16 protein-coding genes are annotated in these 21418 nt (G+C 62.7%); 14 read left to right on the top strand and 2 right to left on the bottom strand.

The window, feature by feature from the left end:
* Positions 1–90 precede the first annotated feature (90 nt).
* The 14 genes from NT26_RS16565 (at position 91) to NT26_RS16500 (ending at position 16121) form a co-directional block, all read left to right on the top strand.
* Positions 91–999: a GNAT family N-acetyltransferase gene (locus tag NT26_RS16565; RefSeq protein ID WP_052640364.1), complete on the top strand. Its 909-nt coding sequence runs from the start codon at positions 91–93 to the stop codon at positions 997–999.
* Positions 1000–1060: 61 nt separating this feature from the next.
* Positions 1061–3280: a primosomal protein N' gene (locus tag NT26_RS16560; protein ID WP_052640363.1), complete on the top strand. Its 2220-nt coding sequence runs from the start codon at positions 1061–1063 to the stop codon at positions 3278–3280.
* 52 nt (positions 3281–3332) lie between these two features.
* Entirely contained in the window at positions 3333–3716 is a 384-nt protein-coding gene (locus NT26_RS16555; protein ID WP_052640362.1) for a hypothetical protein, read from the top strand.
* 248 nt (positions 3717–3964) lie between these two features.
* A complete protein-coding gene (locus tag NT26_RS16550; protein ID WP_082077746.1) occupies positions 3965–4531 on the top strand; it encodes a F0F1 ATP synthase subunit delta in 567 nt (188 codons plus the stop codon).
* The gene (gene atpA, locus NT26_RS16545) at positions 4531–6060 is read left to right on the top strand and encodes a F0F1 ATP synthase subunit alpha (RefSeq protein WP_052640360.1); all 1530 of its coding nucleotides are present in this window, start codon (positions 4531–4533) and stop codon (positions 6058–6060) included. The genes NT26_RS16550 and atpA overlap by 1 nt, the downstream gene beginning before the upstream one ends.
* 42 nt (positions 6061–6102) lie before the next feature.
* Positions 6103–6981, top strand: coding sequence for a F0F1 ATP synthase subunit gamma (locus NT26_RS16540; protein ID WP_052640359.1), 879 nt, complete (start codon positions 6103–6105; stop codon positions 6979–6981).
* 23 nt (positions 6982–7004) lie between these two features.
* Complete coding sequence (atpD, locus tag NT26_RS16535; RefSeq protein ID WP_052640358.1) at positions 7005–8447, top strand: F0F1 ATP synthase subunit beta; 1443 nt, start codon at positions 7005–7007, stop codon at positions 8445–8447.
* A gap of 68 nt (positions 8448–8515) precedes the next feature.
* A complete protein-coding gene (locus NT26_RS16530; protein WP_052640357.1) occupies positions 8516–8923 on the top strand; it encodes a F0F1 ATP synthase subunit epsilon in 408 nt (135 codons plus the stop codon).
* A gap of 101 nt (positions 8924–9024) precedes the next feature.
* Positions 9025–9918, top strand: a complete 894-nt coding sequence (locus tag NT26_RS16525; protein ID WP_052640356.1) for a LysR family transcriptional regulator — start codon at positions 9025–9027, stop codon at positions 9916–9918.
* 118 nt (positions 9919–10036) lie between these two features.
* Complete coding sequence (locus NT26_RS16520) at positions 10037–10516, top strand: formate dehydrogenase subunit gamma (protein WP_052640355.1); 480 nt, start codon at positions 10037–10039, stop codon at positions 10514–10516.
* Complete coding sequence (locus NT26_RS16515) at positions 10513–12069, top strand: formate dehydrogenase beta subunit (protein WP_052640354.1); 1557 nt, start codon at positions 10513–10515, stop codon at positions 12067–12069. The genes NT26_RS16520 and NT26_RS16515 overlap by 4 nt, the downstream gene beginning before the upstream one ends.
* A gap of 5 nt (positions 12070–12074) precedes the next feature.
* Positions 12075–14954 (top strand): formate dehydrogenase subunit alpha, encoded by a 2880-nt coding sequence (fdhF, locus tag NT26_RS16510; RefSeq protein WP_052640353.1) that lies wholly within the window; start codon positions 12075–12077, stop codon positions 14952–14954.
* Positions 14955–14962: 8 nt separating this feature from the next.
* Positions 14963–15787, top strand: coding sequence for a formate dehydrogenase accessory sulfurtransferase FdhD (gene fdhD, locus NT26_RS16505; protein ID WP_052640352.1), 825 nt, complete (start codon positions 14963–14965; stop codon positions 15785–15787).
* Positions 15777–16121, top strand: coding sequence for a formate dehydrogenase subunit delta (locus NT26_RS16500; protein ID WP_052640351.1), 345 nt, complete (start codon positions 15777–15779; stop codon positions 16119–16121). Before fdhD ends, NT26_RS16500 begins: the two co-directional genes overlap by 11 nt.
* 114 nt (positions 16122–16235) lie before the next feature.
* Here NT26_RS16500 and NT26_RS16495 read toward each other — a convergent pair whose 3' ends face one another.
* Positions 16236–16715: a chemotaxis protein CheW gene (locus tag NT26_RS16495; RefSeq protein ID WP_052640350.1), complete on the bottom strand. Its 480-nt coding sequence runs from the start codon at positions 16713–16715 to the stop codon at positions 16236–16238.
* Between the two features lie 199 nt (positions 16716–16914).
* Positions 16915–21402, bottom strand: coding sequence for a translocation/assembly module TamB domain-containing protein (locus tag NT26_RS16490; RefSeq protein ID WP_052640349.1), 4488 nt, complete (start codon positions 21400–21402; stop codon positions 16915–16917).
* Positions 21403–21418: the final 16 nt, after the last annotated feature.

The following is a 21418-nucleotide window of genomic DNA, read 5'->3' as shown; positions in this document are numbered from 1 at the left end:
CGCGTTACTATTCACTGAAGGATGCGACCGTTGTCACTGGCCGATCATATCGGACTGCGATATACCCCTATCCTCTCTGCAGGAGTTCGTATGGCGCGCCGAGATTCAATGTCCTCCCTCGGGCATTTTGCCGAAGCACTTTCTCTGGTTTCCCAAGGTAAACCCGGTCACATCGTTGATACTCTCATTGCTGAGCGGGGACAGCGCATCGTCAAGCATCCGCTCTGGCCGGTGATGCGGCCATTTCTTTATTCCTTGCTGCGCTACGACCGTGCCATCGAGTTCGCGAATGACATCGCAGCGATGCCGGGCTTCCAGTCCTTCGAATATCTCAGCGACACGCTCAAGCTCGATGTCCGCGTGACCAATGCAGATCGCATTCCCGAAACCGGCGGCTTCATTCTCGTCAGCAATCACCCGACGGGCATTGCCGACGGCGTCGCAGTGTTCGACGTCCTCAAGCCGCGCCGACCCGACATGATGGTTTTCGCCAACCGTGATGCCGTCCGCGTCAATCCACGCTTCGCCGAAATGATCATACCCGTCGAATGGCGGGAGGAACACAAGAGCAAGCTCAAGACCCGCGAGACGCTTGTCCTGACCAACAAGACCGTCGAGGACGGCAAGGTGATGGTGCTTTTCCCGTCGGGGCGCATCGCCTACTGGGCGGACGGTCGGCTCAACGAGCGGCCCTGGAAGACGTCGGCTGTCGGACTTGCGAAGAAATACAACCTGCCGATCCTGCCGATCCACATGAAGGCGCGCAATTCGGGGCTCTTCTACTGGTTTGCCAAGTGGTCGACCGAGCTGCGCGACATGACGGTCTTCTACGAACTCCTCAACAAGAAGGGCAACCGTTTCGACGTGACGATCGGGCATCTGATCCAGCCGGAGCAGCTGGAAGGCGATCCGCAGGATGTTACGCGGGCGATCGAGAAGCACGCGGTCTTCGAACTGGCGCAAGACCATCATTCGGTATTCAGCCTGGCGCAGGAATAAGGCGTCCAGCTGCAATATCAGATGTTTCATTTTTGCGGGCTTCGGGGCAAGGTCCCGCCGCATGAGCCCAGATTCCTCCTCGCTCTTCGGTGAACTCCTGGCCCAGCCATCGGTCCAGCGCGTCGTTCCGGTGCTAGTGCCGCTTCCGGCGCCGGGTCCCTACAGCTATGCCGTACCAGCCGGCATGCATGTCGAGCCGGGCTCCGTCGTGCAGGTGCCGCTCGGCCCGCGCCAAGTGATCGGCGTCGTCTGGGAGGGCGGCAACGACGACAGGCTCGATCCGAAGAAGCTGCGGCCGATCACGCTGGCTTTCGACTGCCCTGCTCTCTCCCCCGAGATGCGGCGCTTCATCGAGTGGGTGGCGAGCTATACGTTGTCTCCGCCGGGCCTGGTGGCGCGCATGGCAATCCGTGCCCCCGCAGCACTGGAGCCCGAGCCCATGGTGGAGGGTGTACGCTATGTCGGCGGGCGTCCGGAGCGGATGACACCGGCGCGATCAAGGGTCCTCGCCCTGGTCGGCGAGGACGTGCCGTGGACGCGGGCCGGCCTCGCCCATGCCGCCGGCGTTTCCACGAGCGTCGTTGACGGGCTGACGCAGCAGGGGCTGTTCGAGACTGTCTTCCTGCCGCCGCCGCCGGTGGTCGCGAGGCCCGATCCGGACTATGCGCCGTCGCGGATCGAGGGGCCGCAGAAGGATGCTGCTCGCGACATCGTCGACCTCGTCAGGAAAGGCGGCTTTACCGCCTCGCTCATCGATGGGGTTACCGGTTCCGGGAAGACGGAGGTCTACTTCGAAGCGATCGCGGAAACATTGCGGCAGGGCCGGCAGGTGCTCATCCTCCTCCCTGAAATCGCCCTGACGTCGAGCTTCCTGGAGCGCTTTGAGGACCGCTTCGGGGCTAAGCCTGGCGAATGGCATTCCGAGCTTTCGCCGCGGATGCGCGAGAAGGTCTGGCGGGGCATCGTCACGGGGGAGGTGCAGGTGGTCGCTGGCGCCCGTTCGGCGCTCTTCCTTCCCTTCGAAAACCTCGGCCTGATCGTGGTCGACGAGGAACACGACCCCGCCTACAAACAGGAAGACCGGGTCTTCTACAATGCGCGCGACATGGCGGTCGTGCGGGCCCGGATCGGCGACTTCCCGATCGTCCTCGTCTCTGCGACGCCATCGGTGGAAAGCCAGGTAAACGCACAGGCCGGGCGTTACCACCTGGTGCACTTGCCGACACGATACGGCGAAGCGGCACTGCCGGACCTCCACCTGATCGACATGCGCAAGCATCCCCCCGAACGGGGTGGCTTCCTGTCTCCTGTGCTTCTGAGGGCCGTGGGCAAGACCATAGAGCGCGGCGAGCAGGCGCTTCTGTTCCTCAATCGGCGCGGTTATGCACCGCTCACCCTGTGCCGGGTCTGCGGACATCGCTTCCAGTGCCCGCAATGCTCGAGCTGGCTGGTCGAGCACCGGTTCCGCAACCAGATCCAGTGCCATCAGTGCGGCTATAGCGAGCCGACGCCGGAGGCGTGCCCCGACTGCGGCACGCTCGACCATCTCGTCGCATGCGGTCCGGGCGTGGAACGGATCGCGGAAGAAGTGGAAAGGCATTTTCCAGACGCCCGCACCATCGTCATGTCTTCCGACCTGCTCGGCGGCGTCAAGCGTCTCCGGCTGGAGCTGGAGGCGATCACCCGCGGCGATGCGGACATCGTCATCGGCACGCAACTGGTGGCGAAGGGACATAATTTTCCGCTGATGACCCTTGTCGGCATCGTCGACGCGGATCTGGGGCTGGCGAATGGCGATCCCCGTGCCGCTGAACGAACCTTCCAGTTGCTCAGCCAGGTGACGGGACGCGCAGGGCGGACAGGGCTCAAGAGCCACGGACTATTGCAGACCTACCAGCCGCAGCATCCGGTCATGCAGGCGATCGTTTCCGGTGATGCGGGGGCGTTCTATGAGCGGGAGATCATCGAGCGGGAACGCGCGATCCTGCCGCCCTTCGGCCGGCTGGCGTCGATCATCGTGTCCGCCGAGAGCCGTGCCGATGCGGAGGTGCATGCGCGCGGCCTGCGTGCCGCCGCTCCGCATGTCTCCGGAGTTGCCGTGCTCGGGCCGGCCGAGGCGCCGCTGGCGCTGGTCAGGGGCCGGCATCGCTTCCGACTCCTGGTCCATGGCAGGCGGAATTCCGACATGCAGGCCTTCCTGAAGAGCATGGTGGCGCAGGGGCCCAAGGTTCGCGGCTCGGTGCATGTGCAGATCGACGTCGATCCCCAGAGCTTCCTTTGAGAATCAATGGCCTGCTGGTATTGGGGCAGTTCACGATTTTCAGGAGTGAACATTGGAACTCTACTTTCCCGCCGAGCTGCCGGAGCGCCTGGCATTCCTGGCCGCCCTTCTCGTCGCGGTATTCGGTCTTCTGACCATGCTGTTTCCGGCCCGGCTGCTGAGGGCAGGGGGGCTGGTCACGGGGGAGGTCACCTCCGTCGGCTTCGGCGCGACGCGCTCGATTGGCGGGCTCCACCTGGGCCTGGGGCTGGCAGCGATCGCCCTTGCGCAGGACTTCACCTATCTCATGCTCGGCAGCGCGCTCGGGTTTGCGGCGCTGGGGCGTCTGCTATCACTCTTCCTCGACCGCGGCAGAATAACCATCAACGCCCTGGTGCTGATCGCGCAGCTCGCGCTCGCTGCGCTGCCGCTCGGCTATGTTCTCGGCTATTTCTAGCGCGGTTCGCTGCTTCTCATCCCGAATCCGCACAGGCAGGGTGATAAAATCGGTTCAACCCCTTCTAGCCCGGACGTTTTAGCCTATCTGCCGTGTTGCGAGTCCATAGATCCTATGGTAGACGAACCGCGAAAGTCTGAAGGGGCCAGCCCAAAAGCTGGTTGTTTTCAACAAAATAGCAAATACTCACAAGGGCTTATCGATCTCCGTCCGCGAGGTCCGGCCGTTGATGACAATCAAGGGAAACTGTGCCCGTGGCTGACACGTCCCAGCTGATTTCCGGTGTAGCTGAGCGCTATGCATCCTCGCTCTTCGAGCTGGCGCTCGAGGCAGGTTCGATCGATGCAGTCGGCGCGGATCTCGACCGGTTCCAGGCTATGATGGACGAGAGCGAGGACCTGCGGCGCCTGATCCAGAGCCCGGTCTTTTCCGCCGAGGAGCAGGTGCGTGCCATCTCCGCAGTCGCCGACAAGGCTGGCATCCGCGGCATGGTCGCCAACTTCCTGAAGGTCGTTGCGAGCAATCGTCGCCTTTTCGCCCTGCCGGGCATGATCCGGGGTTATCGCCAGATCGCAGCCGCCCATCGCGGCGAAGTTACGGCCGAAGTGACGTCCGCACACGCGTTGACGCCGGCCCAGGAACAAGAACTCAAGTCGGCGCTGAAGGGCGTCACTGGCAAGGACGTGGTCGTCGCCGTCAAGGTGGATGCCTCGCTTCTTGGTGGCCTGATCGTCAAGGTCGGGTCGCGACAGATCGACACCTCCCTTCGCACCAAACTTTCCACCCTTAAGCTTGCACTGAAAGAGGTTGGCTGATGGATATCCGCGCCGCGGAAATTTCCGCAATTCTGAAAGATCAAATCAAGAACTTCGGTCAGGAGGCTGAGGTATCCGAAGTCGGCCAGGTTCTCTCCGTTGGTGACGGTATTGCCCGCGTATACGGTCTGGACAACATCCAGGCCGGTGAAATGGTCGAATTCCCCGGCGGCGTGCGCGGCATGGCCCTCAACCTCGAAGCCGACAACGTCGGTGTGGTCGTCTTTGGTTCGGACCGTGAGATCAAGGAAGGCGACACCGTCAAGCGGACCGGCGCCATCGTTGACGTGCCGGTCGGCCCGGAGCTGCTTGGCCGCGTCGTCGATGCGCTCGGCAACCCGATCGACGGCAAGGGCCCGATCAACGCGACGCGCCGTTCGCGTGTCGACGTAAAGGCGCCTGGAATCATTCCGCGCAAGTCGGTTCATGAGCCAATGTCGACCGGCCTCAAGGCCATCGACGCCCTGATCCCGGTTGGCCGCGGCCAGCGCGAGCTCGTCATCGGCGACCGTCAGACCGGCAAGACCGCCATCATCCTCGACACCTTCCTGAACCAGAAGCCGATCCACGACAACGGTCCGGACAGCGAGAAGCTGTTCTGCGTCTATGTTGCTATCGGCCAGAAGCGGTCGACCGTCGCGCAGTTCGTGAAGGTTCTGGAAGAGCGCGGTGCTCTGCAGTACTCGATCATCGTCGCCGCAACGGCCTCCGACCCGGCTCCGATGCAGTATCTTGCACCGTTCGCCGGTTGCGCGATGGGCGAGTACTTCCGTGACAACGGGCAGCATGCGCTGATTGCCTACGACGACCTTTCCAAGCAGGCTGTCGCCTACCGCCAGATGTCCCTGCTTCTGCGCCGCCCGCCGGGCCGCGAAGCTTATCCGGGCGATGTTTTCTATCTGCACTCGCGTCTTCTCGAGCGCGCGGCCAAGCTCTCCGACGAGCGCGGTGCCGGTTCGCTGACGGCCCTGCCGGTCATCGAAACCCAGGGTAACGACGTTTCGGCGTTCATTCCGACCAACGTGATCTCGATCACCGACGGCCAGATCTTCCTCGAGACCGACCTGTTCTACCAGGGTATCCGCCCGGCCGTGAACGTCGGTCTGTCGGTTTCCCGCGTTGGCTCCGCCGCGCAGGTGAAGGCGATGAAGCAGGTTGCCGGTTCGATCAAGGGCGAGCTTGCCCAGTATCGTGAAATGGCGGCGTTCGCCCAGTTTGGCTCGGACCTCGACGCTGCAACACAGCGCCTGCTGAACCGTGGTGCGCGCCTGACCGAGCTCCTGAAGCAGCCGCAGTTCTCGCCGCTGAAAACGGAAGAGCAGGTTGCGGTGATCTTCGCAGGTGTCAACGGCTACCTGGACAAGATCCCGGTCGGCGATGTCGGCAAGTTCGAACAGGGTCTGCTCACCTACATGCGTTCGGAAGGCAAGGATGTCCTCGATGCGATCCGCACCGAGAAGGCTCTGTCGGACGACGTCAAGGCCAAGTTGAAGGCGGCGCTCGACGCCTACGCCAAGTCCTTCGCCTGAGCCCCGGATCACGCACACTAACCCTTAGGGGACCGATAACGGATGCCTTCACTTAAGGATCTGAAAAACCGGATCGCCTCCGTCAAGGCGACGCAGAAGATCACCAAGGCGATGAAGATGGTCGCCGCGGCGAAGCTGCGCCGTGCGCAGGAGGCGGCCGAGGCTGCACGTCCCTACGCGGAACGCATGAACAAGGTGCTGGCCAGCCTGTCCGCCGCCAATGCCGGCAATGCTGAAGCGCCACTGCTTCTGTCCGGGACCGGCCGCGATCAGGTTCACCTTCTCGTCGTTGCGACTGGTGAGCGTGGTCTTGCAGGTGGCTTCAACTCGTCCATCATCCGCCTTGCCCGTGATCATGCTTTGAAGCTGATCCGGGAAGGCAAGACGGTGAAGATCCTGACGGTCGGCCGCAAGGGTAATGACATCCTGCGCCGGACGTTCAAGGACAACATCGTCGATTACGTAACCTTCCGCGAAGTGAAGCAACTGAGCTTTGCCAATGCGGACGATGTTGCGCGCCGGGTGCTTGACCTCTTCAACAAGGGCGAGTTCGACGTTGCCACGCTGTTCTATGCACGTTTCCAGTCGGTGATCGCGCAGGTAGCCACGGCCCAGCAGATCATTCCGGCCAAGTTCGACGAAGCGGATGCCGGAAGCGGGTCGGCAGCCCTTTACGAATACGAGCCGAGCGAAGAAGAAATCCTCGCGGATCTGCTGCCGCGCAATGTGGCTGTGCAGATCTTCCGCGCGCTGCTCGAGAACAACGCATCCTTCTATGGCGCTCAGATGTCCGCAATGGACAACGCGACGCGCAATGCCGGTGAGATGATCAACAAGCTGACGCTGTCCTACAACCGTCAGCGCCAGGCGCAGATCACCAAGGAACTCATTGAAATCATTTCGGGCGCGGAAGCGCTCTGAGATAAGGAAAGAGGGTAAGAAACATGGCTATCGCAGCTACCCTGGACGCCGGCACCTCCGTCGGCAAGGTGACGCAGGTGATCGGCGCCGTTGTCGACGTTTCGTTCGATGGCGAACTGCCGCCGATCCTGAACGCACTGGAAACCGATAACAACGGTAACCGCCTCGTTCTGGAAGTCGCGCAGCACCTTGGTGAAAACCAGGTGCGTACCATCGCGATGGACTCCACCGAAGGCCTCGTTCGCGGCCAGCAGGTGAAGAACACCGGCGCTCCGATCTCGGTGCCGGTCGGGGACCAGACGCTCGGCCGCATCATGAACGTCATCGGCGAGCCAGTCGACGAAGCAGGTCCGCTCGACACCGGAACCCTGCGCGCCATCCACCAGGAAGCTCCGGCTTACGTCGAGCAGTCCACGGAAGCGCAGATCCTCGTGACCGGCATCAAGGTCGTCGACCTTCTCGCTCCTTACGCGAAGGGCGGTAAGATCGGCCTGTTTGGCGGCGCCGGCGTCGGCAAGACCGTTCTCATCATGGAACTGATCAACAACGTTGCTAAGGCGCACGGCGGTTACTCCGTGTTCGCGGGCGTTGGCGAGCGTACCCGTGAAGGCAACGACCTCTACCACGAAATGATCGAATCCGGCGTGAACAAGCACGGTGGCGGCGAAGGCTCGAAGGCAGCTCTCGTCTACGGGCAGATGAACGAGCCGCCGGGCGCACGTGCGCGCGTCGCGCTCACCGGTCTGACGATTGCTGAAGACTTCCGCGACAAGGGCCAGGACGTTCTGTTCTTCGTCGACAACATCTTCCGCTTCACCCAGGCAGGTTCGGAAGTGTCGGCTCTGCTCGGTCGTATCCCCTCGGCCGTGGGTTACCAGCCGACGCTGGCCACCGACATGGGTCAGATGCAGGAGCGCATCACCACGACGACCAAGGGCTCGATCACGTCGGTTCAGGCCATCTACGTCCCGGCCGACGACTTGACCGACCCGGCACCGGCAACCTCGTTCGCCCACCTCGACGCAACGACCGTTCTGTCGCGTTCGATCGCTGAAAAGGGTATCTATCCGGCCGTTGACCCGCTCGACTCCACGTCGCGCATGCTCGACCCGATGATCGTCGGCGAAGAGCACTACGAAGTGGCTCGCCAGGTGCAGACGACGCTGCAGCGCTACAAGTCGCTGCAGGACATCATCGCCATCCTCGGCATGGACGAACTGTCCGAAGAGGACAAGATGACCGTCGCCCGCGCCCGCAAGATCGAGCGCTTCCTGTCGCAGCCGTTCTTCGTCGCCGAAGTGTTCACCGGCTCGCCGGGCAAGCTGGTTGCTCTCGAAGACACGATCAAGGGCTTCAAGGGTCTCGTCAACGGCGAGTACGACCATCTTCCGGAAGCCGCCTTCTACATGGTCGGCTCGATCGAAGAGGCGATGGAAAAGGCGAAAAAGCTGGCAGCTGCTGCCTAAGCAGGACCAGCGGGCGCGCTGCAATTGCGGCGCGCCCTTGCATGAAACACGTGAAGAAGTGAACCGCCATGGCTGACGCCTTCAATTTCGAGCTCGTCTCTCCGGAACGCCTTCTCCTTTCCGAAAAGGTTACCGAAGTCGTGATCCCGGCTACGCTGGGCGAGATGACGGTTCTTGCGAACCATGCTCCTACGATGACGACCATCAAGCCGGGCGTGGTGACGGTGAAGTCGGCGGCCGGCCAGGAAGCGAAATATGTCGTGTTCGGCGGCTTTGCGGACATCCTGCCGACCGGCTGCACGGTGTTGGCCGAATCGGCCCTGCCGCTTTCCGACGTGACGCGGGAGACGCTGCAGGCGCGGATCGAGGCTGCCCGTAGCGATGCGGGTGCCGCGACCGATCACGAGCATAAGACCAAGCTCGAAGAATATCTGTCCCAGCTTACCGAACTCAACGGCGCCATCCTGCCGGCCTGATCGGCGAAGAGACCACTCGAAAGGCGGCCGCTGGGCCGCCTTTTTTGTTGCGCTTCTGCCTGCGGCTTGCTGTTGTGCGGCTTTCGTCGGGATAGTGCCGCATGCTGGACAAGCTCGAACTCTTCATCGTCCTCGCCCGCGAGGGTCACTTCGGGCGGGCGGCCGTTGAATGCGGCATATCTCAACCATCGCTTTCGGCCGCCATCCGTCAACTCGAGGATCAACTCGGCGTCGTGCTCGTCGTTCGTGGCACCCGCTATCAGGGCCTGACGCCGGAAGGGCAGCGGGTACTGGAATGGGCCAAGAGGATCGTTGGTGATGCCCGGACCATGCGCGAGGAAATGAGGGCTGCGAAGTCCGGCCTGTCAGGGCATATCCGGCTAGCAGCGATCCCGACCGCGCTTGCCATGATTCCCCGGTTGACCGAGCCGTTCCAGGCCAAGCATCCCGACGTCACCTTCTCGGTCGTTTCGCGCACATCCTTGCAGGTCCTAAGCCAACTCGACAATTTCGAGATCGACGCGGGTATCACATATCTCGACAACGAGCCGCTCGGCCGGGTTACGAGCGTACCGCTCTATGCGGAGCGCTACACGCTGGTGACGGCGGAAGGCACGCTCTATTCGGATCGCGATACCGTCACTTGGCACGAGATGGAGAACGTTCGGCTTTGCCTATTGACGCCGGACATGCAGAACCGTCGGATCATCAACCAGCACCTGGAACAAGCAGGCGTCACGGTGGAGCCGACGCTGGAATCGAATTCCATGGTCGTTTTGCTTTCGCATGTCAGTACCGGCCAATGGGCGAGCATCATGCCGAGGAACGTCGCCCACTCCTTCGGCTTCGCCAAGGAAATCCGCATGGTCCCGATCGTGGAGCCGGAGGCGAGCCACTTGGTAGGCCTTGTGGCGACCCACCGGGAACCTTTCACGCCGCTTGTATCCGCTCTGCTTCACCAAGCCCGGAACCTAAGCGCAGACGATCTGGATTGATAGGTTTTGTCTATCACGCGACGGAAAGCCGTTATTGACGCTGAGCCAGGCTAGCGTGAAACTTTCCCAATGCGCCCCGTGCGCGGAGAGGCCACTGTCTCTCCGGGAGGTTAATACCATGAACGTACATGTAGCGAGCGGCGGATATGCCGAACGTTCGCGATCCATCATCCGAGAGATGAAGCATCTGGAAGGCCCGATGCTGCCAATCCTCCACGCTCTCCAGAGCGAGTTCGGCTTCATCCCGGAAGAGGTCAAGCCGGTGATCGCGGACGAACTCAACCTGTCGCGAGCCGAGGTCCATGGCGTGGTCAGCTTCTACCACGACTTCAGGAACGCGCCCGCAGGCCGACATGTGTTGAAACTCTGTCGCGCCGAGGCCTGCCAGGCGATGGGCGGAGACGACCTCGCTCTCGCAGCCCGCCAGTTACTCGGCATCGATTTCCACCAGACGACGCTGGACGGAGCAATAACCCTGGAACCGGTCTACTGTCTCGGCCTGTGTGCCTGTGCCCCGGCGGCGATGCTGGACGGCGAGGTGCATGGGCGTGTGGATGTGCGCTGTCTGGGCGAATTGGTAACGGAGGCGCGCGGATGACCGTCACCATCTTCGTTCCCCGTGATGCCGCGGCTCTGGCGCTCGGTGCCGACAAAGTCGCTGCAGCGATGGGCTCAGAGATCCTTTCCCGGGGATTGGACGCCCGCATCGTGCGCAATGGATCGCGGGGTATGTTCTGGCTCGAGCCATTGGTCGAAGTGCGGACGGAGCAGGGGCGGATTGCCTACGGTCCAGTGAAGCCGTCAGATGTCGCTGGTCTCTTCGACGCCGGCTTTCTCACCGGCGGGGAGCATCCGCTCTGTCTGGGGCTGACCAAGGAAATTCCCTTCCTGCGTCAGCAGACACGCCTGACCTTTGCGCGTTGCGGGGTGACCGATCCTCTCTCGCTGGAAGACTATCGCAAGTGCCAAGGTCTCACGGGCCTCCAGCGCGCGCTGGCCATGTCCGCGCCGGAGATCGTGCAGGCCGTGACCGATAGCGGGCTGCGGGGCCGGGGTGGAGCAGGTTTTCCGACCGGCATCAAATGGAAGACGGTTGCCGAAGCGCCGGGGCCGCAAAAGTACATCGTCTGCAATGCGGACGAAGGCGACAGCGGAACCTTCGCTGACCGGATGATCATGGAGGGCGATCCTTTCGTGCTGATCGAAGGCATGGTCATCGCCGGCCTCGCGACGGGAGCTACGAAGGGATACATCTACACCCGCTCCGAGTATCCGCACGCAATTCAGACCATGAACGCGGCCATCGAGGTTGCAAGGGAGGCCGGCATCCTCGGCCCCTCAGTAGTGGGCTCCGGCAGAGCGTTCGACATGGAGGTGCGCGCCGGGGCTGGTGCCTATGTCTGCGGAGAGGAGACCTCGCTCCTCAACTCGCTCGAAGGCAAGCGCGGTATCGTGCGGGCAAAGCCGCCGCTGCCAGCGCTCAAGGGCTTCCTCGGCCGCCCGACCGTCGTAAACAATGTCATATCGCTTGCCTCGGTCCCCATCATCCTGAACCGCGGTCTGGAGTTCTATCGAGACTTCGGCATGGGCCGCTCACGTGGCACGATCCCGATCCAGATCGCAGGGAATGTAAGACATGGCGGACTGTTCGAAGCCGCCTTCGGCCTGACGCTCGGTCAAATCGTCGACGAGATCGGCGGCGGCACGGCGACCGGGCGGCCGGTGAAGGCGGTGCAGGTTGGTGGGCCGCTCGGAGCATTCTTTCCTCGCGCCCTTTTCGACACTCCGTTCGACTACGAAGCCTTCGCGGCGAAGGATGGACTGATCGGCCATGCGGGCGTGGTCGTCTTCGATGATACGGCCGACATGCTGAGACAGGCGCGGTTCGCGATGGAATTCTGCGCCATCGAGAGCTGCGGCAAGTGCACGCCGTGCCGCATCGGCTCCACCCGCGGTGTGGAGACGGCCGACAGAATTGCGCAGGGAATAGAGCCGGAAAAGAACAAGGCGCTGCTGGCCGACCTCTGCAACACGATGAAGTTCGGCTCGCTCTGTGCCCTCGGCGGCTTCACGCCCTATCCGGTGATGAGTGCGATGACGCACTTCCCGGAAGATTTCGCCCCTACACCCCTCGTCGAAGCGGCGGAGTAAAGACAATGTCTCTGATCCACGAAATCGACTATGGTACCCCGGCCTCCCGTTCCGAAACCCTCGTCACGCTCACCATAGACGGGCGCGAGGTGACCGTTCCGGAAGGTACCTCGCTCATGCGCGCCTCGATTGAGGCGGGAATCCGGGTGCCGAAGCTCTGCGCCACGGATATGGTGGATTCCTTTGGTTCCTGCCGGCTCTGTCTGGTGGAGGTGGAAGGGCGTAACGGCACCCCCGCCTCCTGCACGACACCCGTTGCACCCGGTCTCGTCGTCCATACGCAGACGGAACGGCTGAAGCAGATCCGCCGCGGCGTGATGGAGCTCTACATCTCCGACCATCCCCTCGACTGTCTCACCTGTGCGGCGAACGGCGATTGCGAGTTGCAGGACATGGCGGGCGCCGTCGGTCTGCGCGATGTGCGTTACGGCTATGAGGGCGAAAATCACGTCAAGGCGCGCAACAATGGCGAGATCAACGCCAAGTGGATGCCGAAGGACGAGTCGAATCCCTATTTCACCTACGATCCGTCCAAGTGCATCGTCTGCTCGCGCTGCGTTCGCGCCTGCGAGGAAGTGCAGGGTACGTTCGCGTTGACGATCGAGGGCCGCGGGTTCGACAGCCGCGTGTCGGCCGGCATGCACGAGCATTTTCTGGAGTCGGAGTGTGTGTCCTGCGGCGCCTGCGTACAAGCCTGTCCGACGGCCACACTGACCGAGAAATCCATCATCGCTATTGGCCAGCCGGAGCATTCGGCGGTCACGACCTGCGCCTATTGCGGCGTCGGCTGCTCCTTCAAGGCGGAGATGCGCGGCGAGGAGCTCGTCCGCATGGTACCGTACAAGGACGGCAAGGCGAACCGGGGCCATTCCTGCGTCAAGGGTCGCTTCGCCTATGGCTATGCCAATCACCGAGACCGCATCCTGAACCCGATGATCCGCGAGAGGATCACGGACCCCTGGCGGGAGGTGACGTGGGAGGAAGCTTTCGCCCATGTCGCATCCGAATTCAGGCGGCTGCAGTACCAATATGGCCGAGATTCGATCGGTGGGATCACCTCATCGCGCTGCACGAACGAGGAGACCTACCTCGTCCAGAAGCTTGTCCGGGCCGGCTTCGGCAACAACAACGTCGATACCTGTGCCCGTGTCTGCCATTCGCCGACGGGTTACGGGCTCGGCCAGGCCTATGGAACCTCGGCCGGCACCCAGGATTTCGATTCGGTCGAGTATTCCGACGTTGTGGTCGTCATCGGCGCCAACCCGACGGACGGACATCCGGTCTTCGGCTCGCGTCTGAAGAAGCGGCTGCGGCAGGGAGCTAAGCTGATCGTCATAGATCCGCGCCGTATCGACCTCGTCCGCCAGCCGCATGTGGAAGCCGCCTACCATCTGCCGTTGAAGCCCGGTACCAATGTGGCGGTGCTGACGGCGCTCGCGCATGTGATCGTTACGGAAGGCCTCTTTGATGAGACCTTTATCCGCGAACGCTGTGACTGGTCGGAATTCGAAGACTGGGCTGCGTTCGCATCCGAACCGCAGCACAGCCCGGAAGCGACGGCGGCATATACCGGCGTGCCGGCGGCTCTTGTTCGCGGAGCAGCGAGGCTCTATGCGACTGGCGGCAATGGGGCAATCTACTATGGGCTCGGCGTGACCGAGCACAGCCAGGGTTCCACCGCGGTGATGGCGATCGCCAACCTTGCGATGGCCACTGGCAATATCGGCCGTCCCGGCGTCGGCGTGAACCCGCTGCGCGGCCAGAACAATGTTCAGGGCTCCTGCGACATGGGTTCCTTCCCGCATGAGTTGCCGGGCTATCGGCACATCTCGGATGACGCCACGCGCGACACCTTCGAGAAGATGTGGGGCGTGACGCTCAACAACGAGCCGGGGCTGCGCATCCCGAACATGCTGGACGCGGCCGTCGAAGGGACGTTCAGGGGCCTCTACATCCAAGGGGAAGACATCCTCCAATCCGATCCGGATACGAAGCACGTCTCCGCAGGTCTTGCCGCAATGGAATGCGTCGTGGTGCACGACCTCTTCCTGAACGAGACGGCCAACTACGCGCACGTCTTCCTGCCGGGCTCGACGTTCCTGGAGAAGGACGGGACCTTCACCAACGCGGAGCGGCGTATCAACCGCGTCCGTAAGGTCATGAGCCCGAAGAACGGCTACGCAGACTGGGAGGTAACGCAAAGGCTGGCGCAGGCGATGGGGCTGAACTGGACCTATACGCACCCTGCAGAGATCATGGACGAGATCGCGGCCACCACGCCGAGCTTCGCCGGCGTTTCCTATACCTATCTCGACGCGAAGGGATCGGTGCAGTGGCCCTGCAACGAGAAATATCCGGACGGCTCGCCGATCATGCATGTGGACGGCTTTGTCCGCGGCAAGGGCAAGTTCATTCGCACCGAATATGTCGCAACCGATGAACGCACCGGCCCGCGCTTCCCGCTACTGCTCACCACAGGCCGCATCCTCAGCCAGTACAATGTCGGGGCGCAGACGCGCCGGACGGAGAATGTGGTCTGGCATGACGAAGACCGGCTGGAGATCCACCCGCACGACGCAGAGCAGCGGGGCATCAAGGACGGTGACTGGATCAAGCTTGCCAGCCGCGCCGGTGAGACCAGCCTGAGGGCGCTCATCACCGACAGGGTGGCACCGGGCGTCGTGTATACTACGTTCCATCACCCGGACACGCAGGCAAACGTCATCACGACCGACTTCTCAGACTGGGCGACCAACTGTCCGGAATACAAGGTGACGGCGGTGCAGGTCTCGCCGTCGAACGGACCGACAGAATGGCAGCAGGATTATGAGGAGCTGACGCAGCGGTCTCGCCGGATCGCCGGAAAGATGGAAGCAGCGGAATAGGACAAGGGGTGCAGGCTTACGATACGAAAGCGGCGGTTAGGGAGACGATCTGGCGTACCGGTGTACGCCCAGGCGTCAGGGTCGTTCCAGAGGAGGTGCCGATCGCGTTCTCCTACGCAGGCTCAACCCATGCCGTGATGATGGGTACGCCAAGCGATCTGGTCGATTTCGCCATAGGTTTCAGCCTCACCGAGGGCATCATCGGCAAGGCAGACGAGATCGAAGCCGTCGAGGTGGTTGTCGCCGGCAAGGGCCTGGATGTCCAGATCAGTCTCCAGGGCGACAAGGAGGAGGCGCTGCGTCGCCGTCGTCGCAGCATGGCGGGTCCCGTTGGCTGCGGCCTGTGCGGCCTGGAATCGCTCGATCAGGCGATGAGACCGGTTCCCCTGCTTTCCGGCCCAGGCTGTGAGCTGGATGCTGGACATGTCAGCGCTGCCGTTGCGGCTCTCGGCGAAGGCCAGCCGCTGCATGCTGAGACCCATGCGGTGCATGGGGCAGGATTCTTCATACCGGGCACGGGGCTGGCGATGGTCCGCGAGGATGTCGGGCGCCATAACGCTCTCGACAAGCTTATCGGTGCCGTGGCGCGGCAGGGCATAAAAGGTGCCACTGGTGCGGTCGTGGTGACGAGCCGCGTTTCCGTGGAAATGGTGCAGAAGACCGCGATCCTGGGTTCACCAATCCTGATCGCCATTTCCGCACCCACTGCACTGGCGATCCGCACAGCCGAGGAGGCGGGCATGACGGTCGTCGCGCTTGCGCGCGGCAAGGACTTCGAAGTCTTCACACGAAGCGACCGCATCAAGATGGGAAGCAGCGCTCATGTCGCATGATCAGTCGCAAGAGAAACTCGTCCGGATGGCGAACCAGATCGCTACCTTCTTTCTGTCCCAGCCCGAGGAGGTGAGGGCGGAGGGGGTCGCAACCCACATCAACAAGTTTTGGGAGCCACGTATGCGGCGGCATCTGTTCGAACATCTCGATCAGGGAGGCGAGGGGCTTCTGCCGCTCGTCATCAAGGCCGCGCCGATGATCCGCCGTCCGGAAGCGCGTGTGGGTTCAGGCGTCGGGGTGGGCGAGGATGCCGCGGCCGGAGCGCCTGGGGGTAAGGGCGTCATCGCAGGCGAGTCCCTTTCGGAGCCGAACATTCCCGAGACAAGCAACTGACGCCCGCTACTCGGGTTGCCTTTGCTCTCATGCCGAGCGACAGCCGCTGCAACTGAAAAAAGCCGCTGGACGGATCCATGCGGCTTCTTGAAGGCTCAAGCGGAGGGGACTGCCTCAGGCGGCGAGGTCTTCCACTTCTGTGCCCTTGAACATCTTGGAGAGGTTCAGGAAGCAGATCATGCCGTTCTCGTTGGCGATGATGCCTTCGGAGAAGGACTTGTCGAACGAGGCAGAGATTTCCGGAACTGGCTGAACCTGGTTCGACGGGATCGTGAGAATGTCGGAGACCTGGTCGACCAGCATGCCGATGACCATGTTGTGGACTTCCGCGACAACGATCGCACTACGCTCCGTTGCGACCGCGCTCTTCATGCCGAGCTTCTGGGCGAGATCGATGATCGGGATCACCGATCCGCGCAGGTTCATGACGCCGATCACGTCCGCCGGTGCATGCGGAATCGGCGTAGACGGCGCCCAGCCGCGGATTTCGCGAATGGTCGTGGTCTTGACGCAGAATTCCTGGTCGTGAAGGCGAAATGCTATGATTTCCAGCGTCTCGCCGCTGTAGCTTGCAGAAGTGTTCATCGTGGCCATCAATGTCTTCCCAACTCTCCGGTGCCTGGAGCAAGGCGACGCTCGACGCAGCACCGAAAGCCGGGCCGGAAGCAGACGCGCCTCCTGGCTACGCGCTTCGTGTCGTGGTGCGATGGGATCACCTTATTTGTAGAATGTTGAATAAATCTAAACCGCCTGCGGCAAAGGCCTCACGTCCCGCGCGACGCAGTTTCCGCGCCTAGTATTCCCGTTCGTAGAAGATACCCGCGGTGCCGCCTTCGGTTCCCGCGCCGGCTTTCAGCTTCACCCCGCGCCCGACATCCAGGTTGATGGTGGCGCGCGCGCCCTCTGCGCCGCCCTGCTCCAGCTGGAGATACGTCCGGTTGTTCAGATAGCGTCCTACAGACACCGTTGTCTGGCCCGTTTCGTCGGTGTTGATATCGAGGTCATCGACGCCGAGATTGCTGCGGAGCGTTTCCAGAAGCGAGGTGGAACCACCGCCCGCGAGCTGGCTGACAGCATCGGCCAACTGCGCGATCTGCAGCGGCGAAAGACGTGACATCGACTGGCCGAAGATCAGTCGCGCCAGAACCTCGTCCTGTGGCAGGGCTGGCGACGAGGAGAAACTGATATCCGGATCGTTCGCGATACCGGTCACGTTCACGGTAATCGTCGTCTGCGCCGATGTCGTCGTCGCCTCGAGGTCGAGAACCGGGATCAGGCCGCCGCCGAAGGTGATCTCGCCCGAAGTGAAGTCCAGACGCTTGGTGAGGATGATGATGCGGCCCCGGCGCATCTCAAAACCACCCGCCACCTGCGGCGCGGCGGCGGTGCCGGAAATCGCCAGTTCGCCGCCGAGTTCGGCATCGATCCCGCGGCCGCGAACGAAGATGCCGCTGGGCGCGCTTATCTGGAGATCGAGAGCCAGGGGACTTGAGGTGCCAGACGCCTGCTCCGGCGCGAGCTCCCTGACCTGACGGACGACTTCGGGAGGCGGGTTGCGGTGGCGGATCTCGATCTCGGTGAGGGATGTCGGCAATTTGGCCGGAACGGTTATCGCCGCTTCAGAGAGCTTGATGCGGCCTCCGAGCACAGGCCCGGCCGTCAGCGGACCTGTAACGGTGAGTTCTCCGCTGGCGGTTGCGGTGAAGAGCGTGCCGTCGACATAGGTGGCGTCCACCAGGCTGATCGACAGATCTGCGGGGAAACCGGAGCCGGGAGCGATGCCGATGGAGCCGCTGGCGGAAACGCGGCCCCCGGTCGAAAGCGTGCCGGTCAGGCTGGAGATATTCGCTTCGGTGCCGGTAAAGGTGACATTGGCGGCAAGTTGCTCGACTGCGAGGTTGCGGCGGACATCGATCAGACGGGCGCCGGATGTGGATGCGGAACCGGTGATGGAGGGGGAGGCGGTCGTGCCGCCGATAGCCAGATCGACGCTGCCCGTTCCCTCCAGCACGAAACCCTGGTCTGCCAGTTGTCCGGCCAGGATGGCAAAGGGTACCTGGCCGTCGAACTGAAGATCCAGAGCTCGCGCTCCCTGCAGCGAAATCGTGCCTCCGCCGGAGAGCGACAGGTTGCCTTGTCCGGCAAGGCTCGTCTCGATCGTGACGGCATTGTCGCGGTACTCGCCGGTCGCCCTCACCCGTAGCGACGAAAGCCCGGAGGATGTCGTCTGGGCGACGGCAGCATCCGACCATGTCAGGTCGTAGCGGACGGCGGGCGTCTGTGGCGTTCCGGCCGCAGTGACGGTGCCGGCGATCGTTCCGCGGGCGCCAAGGCCGGGAACGAAGGCGTTGGCAAGACTGGCGGGAACTGCGTTGGCCGTGGCGTTTATGTCCAGTGCAGGAGGTCCGTTCTCGTTCAGGACGATGCGGCCGGATGCATCGATATCCAGCCCGTCTGCGCCTGACAGTTGTGTATCGTCCAGATGAAGCGTCCTGTCGGAGAAGCTTCCTGCCGCCTGTAGTTGAAGCGGTCCGACGCCCGCCTGCCTGGTCTGCTGCAACTGTGCCTCCGACCATTCGAGATCATAACGGATCGAAGGGGCGGTGAGGGAGCCTTCGGCGTCTATGGTCCCGGAAATGGAGCCGGCCGCATTGAGTGCGGGTACGAAAGTATTGAGCAGGCTTGCAGGAAGGGATTCGATCTGAGCCTGCACATCCAGTTGGCTGCCGACCGTGCCGGTAACGCTGATACGGCCATCGCCGGTTCCGACGGTGAGGTCGGACAGGCGGGCATTTCCATCCGCGACCACGATGGTCGTCGGGTTGGCCAGTTGGACAGGAATGCCCCTAGGTTCGGCCGCGAAGCTCTCGAGCGCAACCGACGTGGTATCGCCTGTTCTTACCGTGGCCACACCCGTCAACGGTGCGTCGTCATATCGGGCGTCCAGCTCGAGCCGAGTGCCGGTATCCTGGTAGGCGAAGTTCAAGTCCAGAGCCTCTATCGCGGTTGCTGCGGTTCCAAGCCGGGTTGCTCGGATCGTGCCGTCCGCAGCAAGTGCCCGTAGGTCAGGAACCGTCACGTCGATCACCGGGCCGGTAACCTCCAGATTTCCGCTGGCGACCCGGCTTCCGGAGGCCCGCACAACGGCTGTTGTTTGCCCGTCCTGGTTTTCGAAGGCGACGGAGCCCTGGAGATCGCCTTCCGCTTGCTGGGCCGCAAGCGCCGCAAGCAGTGAGACGTCGGGGAATTCAAACTCCAGATTGCCTTCGGGCATGAAATCGGGAGAGAAGCTCAGAGCCCCTTCCAGTCGGTTGGGTCCCACCTGGAGGTCGATGGCTGGCGCCGAGGTGCGGCCTCCTTCCGACCGCAGGTCCGCATTAATGCTGAGCGGTTGCCCCTCGATCGATCCCGTCACCTCGACCGTTCCGGCGGGCGATTGCGGATTGGCGACGCCCTCCACGTTCACACGCAGATCCCGCAGGAGCTTTCCTGCCAGCCTGATCTCTGCGGCATTGGCAACGCCTTTAACCGACAGGGCATCCAGCCTTCCCTCCACCGAGACGTCGAAACCTGCCGCGCCTTCGGCATTGGCCAGCCAGCGACGAAGTTCGGGCACGCGCCCGGCAAGACGGCCGGTCATCTGCTCGCCAGCCAAGGTCGCGTTCCCATGAGCTTCCACCGCATCAGATTTCAGGACGAAGTTCTCGACCTTCACCTGGTTGGCGGACGTCCGTTCGACATAGCCTTCAGCCAGGATCGTGCTTTCGAAGCGCGAGGCAAATGCAGGCGGCATGGCTTCCGGTGTTGCGGTGATCCGGAAGTTGCCCGTGAGGTTCTGGGAGGTGGTATTGTACGTCCCGCTGACGGTTCCGCTCAAACGCGCGCTGTCGAGCGTTGCCGCATCCAAACCGATGGCCGGCAGATCGAGGCGGAGCGGCGCGTCGAGCGTAATCGGTGCCTGCAAGGCGCGATCCAGATCAGCATTTGAGAAATCACTTTCGCCGATTGTCAAGCGGGAGCGCACGCTGCCGGAGCGGGTCACCAGGTTCAGGTCTTCACTTTCCGCCTGCAGCCTGATCTGGCCGAAGCGGCCTTGAGCCACGTCGGCTGAGGCGAGTGCCGCGGTTGCGTTGAGGCGCGCGGACTGTGCTGCGCCGGTGACCGTCAGGTTGAGAGTGTCGACGACAAACCGGCTGTTGTAACCGGCAATCGGCCATACGATGGGTACGGGTCCATCGGTGCCGGTGAGGCTTGCCGTGAGGCTGTTGTCGCCCTCCGGATCCCAAACACCTGATGCCGTAACATCGACCGCGCCAGAAACAATCTTGCCGTTATCGATCGAGATACGCCCGTTGCGGCCAACATTGGCTGCCACGTCGATATCGGTTGTGCCCTCGAATAACGGGCGAAACGCGGGTGGCAGGAGTGTCGCCAACTGGCCGCCGCCCACGACCTCGACCCGGCGGCTGCCGTCCGGAAGCATCTGGTGGCTTCCCTCTACTGCCACGACAGGGTCCCCGGCCACGCTGCCTGACAGTTTGCCGCTCCAGTCTGACAAAGGCCCGGTCCCCTCGAGTGCCAGGTCGACTGCGGGGGCGCCTGGAAGCTTCAGCAGGCGCGCGAGCAAGCCGCCCTGCGGCTCCGAAACGGACGCTGTTACAGCAAGGCGGTTCTCGGCAGGTGCGTACAGTATGTCCGCAACGGCGCGAGCATCCGGTTCATCCTGCCTGGTTGCTTGGAGATCAAGCCGTATGTTCGGACCGGTGGCGTCGATCGATCCCTTGAGAGAAAGAGAAAAGGGCCGGCCGGTGAGAGCCGGCGCGATCTCGATGTCAGGCATATCGATCTGTGCAACGCGCACGCCGACCGGCAGCGAGAAGCCGGAGGACTGTCCAGCTTGCGGCTCATCCGGCAGCGCAGACGGAAGCGGCGCGCGCAAAACATCGATGCTGTCAACGCTCAAATTCTCGGCACGGAACACGCCGCGCAACAGCGCGGACGGTGACCAGTCGACGTGCAGCCCCTCGATCTCTGCATAGGTGCCTTCATCGTCGGATAGGGTAAGGGAGGCAATCTGCAGGTCGCCGCTCAGAAGGCCCTGCGGAGGCGAAAAATTAACCTGTCTTTCCGGTGTCGAGACAATGGATGAAATACGCTCGGCCGCGATCTGGCTGCCAACCGGGGTCAAGCCCACGAAGAGCAGGATACCGAGAGCCATGACGAGAAGGATCGCCACCGCGACGAGCGCGATCTTCACAACCCATTTCAACAGGCGAACCATCCCATCCTGCCCCTAG

The sequence above is a fragment of the Pseudorhizobium banfieldiae genome, assembly GCF_000967425.1.
GTDB classification, from domain to species: Bacteria; Pseudomonadota; Alphaproteobacteria; order Rhizobiales; family Rhizobiaceae; genus Neorhizobium; species Neorhizobium banfieldiae.
Note: the sequence above shows the minus strand (reverse complement) of the source record. Positions and strands in the feature narration are given on the sequence as shown.

Coding starts and splice junctions, on each gene's coding strand:
- NT26_RS16515 (WP_052640354.1), top strand. CDS start 10,513: ATGACCGTCACCATCTTCGTTCCCCGTGATGCCGCGGCTCTGGCGCTC.
- NT26_RS16560 (WP_052640363.1), top strand. CDS start 1,061: ATGAGCCCAGATTCCTCCTCGCTCTTCGGTGAACTCCTGGCCCAGCCA.
- NT26_RS16495 (WP_052640350.1), bottom strand. CDS start 16,715: ATGGCCACGATGAACACTTCTGCAAGCTACAGCGGCGAGACGCTGGAA.
- fdhF (WP_052640353.1), top strand. CDS start 12,075: ATGTCTCTGATCCACGAAATCGACTATGGTACCCCGGCCTCCCGTTCC.
- NT26_RS16530 (WP_052640357.1), top strand. CDS start 8,516: ATGGCTGACGCCTTCAATTTCGAGCTCGTCTCTCCGGAACGCCTTCTC.
- atpA (WP_052640360.1), top strand. CDS start 4,531: ATGGATATCCGCGCCGCGGAAATTTCCGCAATTCTGAAAGATCAAATC.
- NT26_RS16525 (WP_052640356.1), top strand. CDS start 9,025: ATGCTGGACAAGCTCGAACTCTTCATCGTCCTCGCCCGCGAGGGTCAC.
- atpD (WP_052640358.1), top strand. CDS start 7,005: ATGGCTATCGCAGCTACCCTGGACGCCGGCACCTCCGTCGGCAAGGTG.
- NT26_RS16490 (WP_052640349.1), bottom strand. CDS start 21,402: ATGGTTCGCCTGTTGAAATGGGTTGTGAAGATCGCGCTCGTCGCGGTG.
- NT26_RS16565 (WP_052640364.1), top strand. CDS start 91: ATGGCGCGCCGAGATTCAATGTCCTCCCTCGGGCATTTTGCCGAAGCA.
- NT26_RS16520 (WP_052640355.1), top strand. CDS start 10,037: ATGAACGTACATGTAGCGAGCGGCGGATATGCCGAACGTTCGCGATCC.
- NT26_RS16540 (WP_052640359.1), top strand. CDS start 6,103: ATGCCTTCACTTAAGGATCTGAAAAACCGGATCGCCTCCGTCAAGGCG.
- NT26_RS16500 (WP_052640351.1), top strand. CDS start 15,777: ATGTCGCATGATCAGTCGCAAGAGAAACTCGTCCGGATGGCGAACCAG.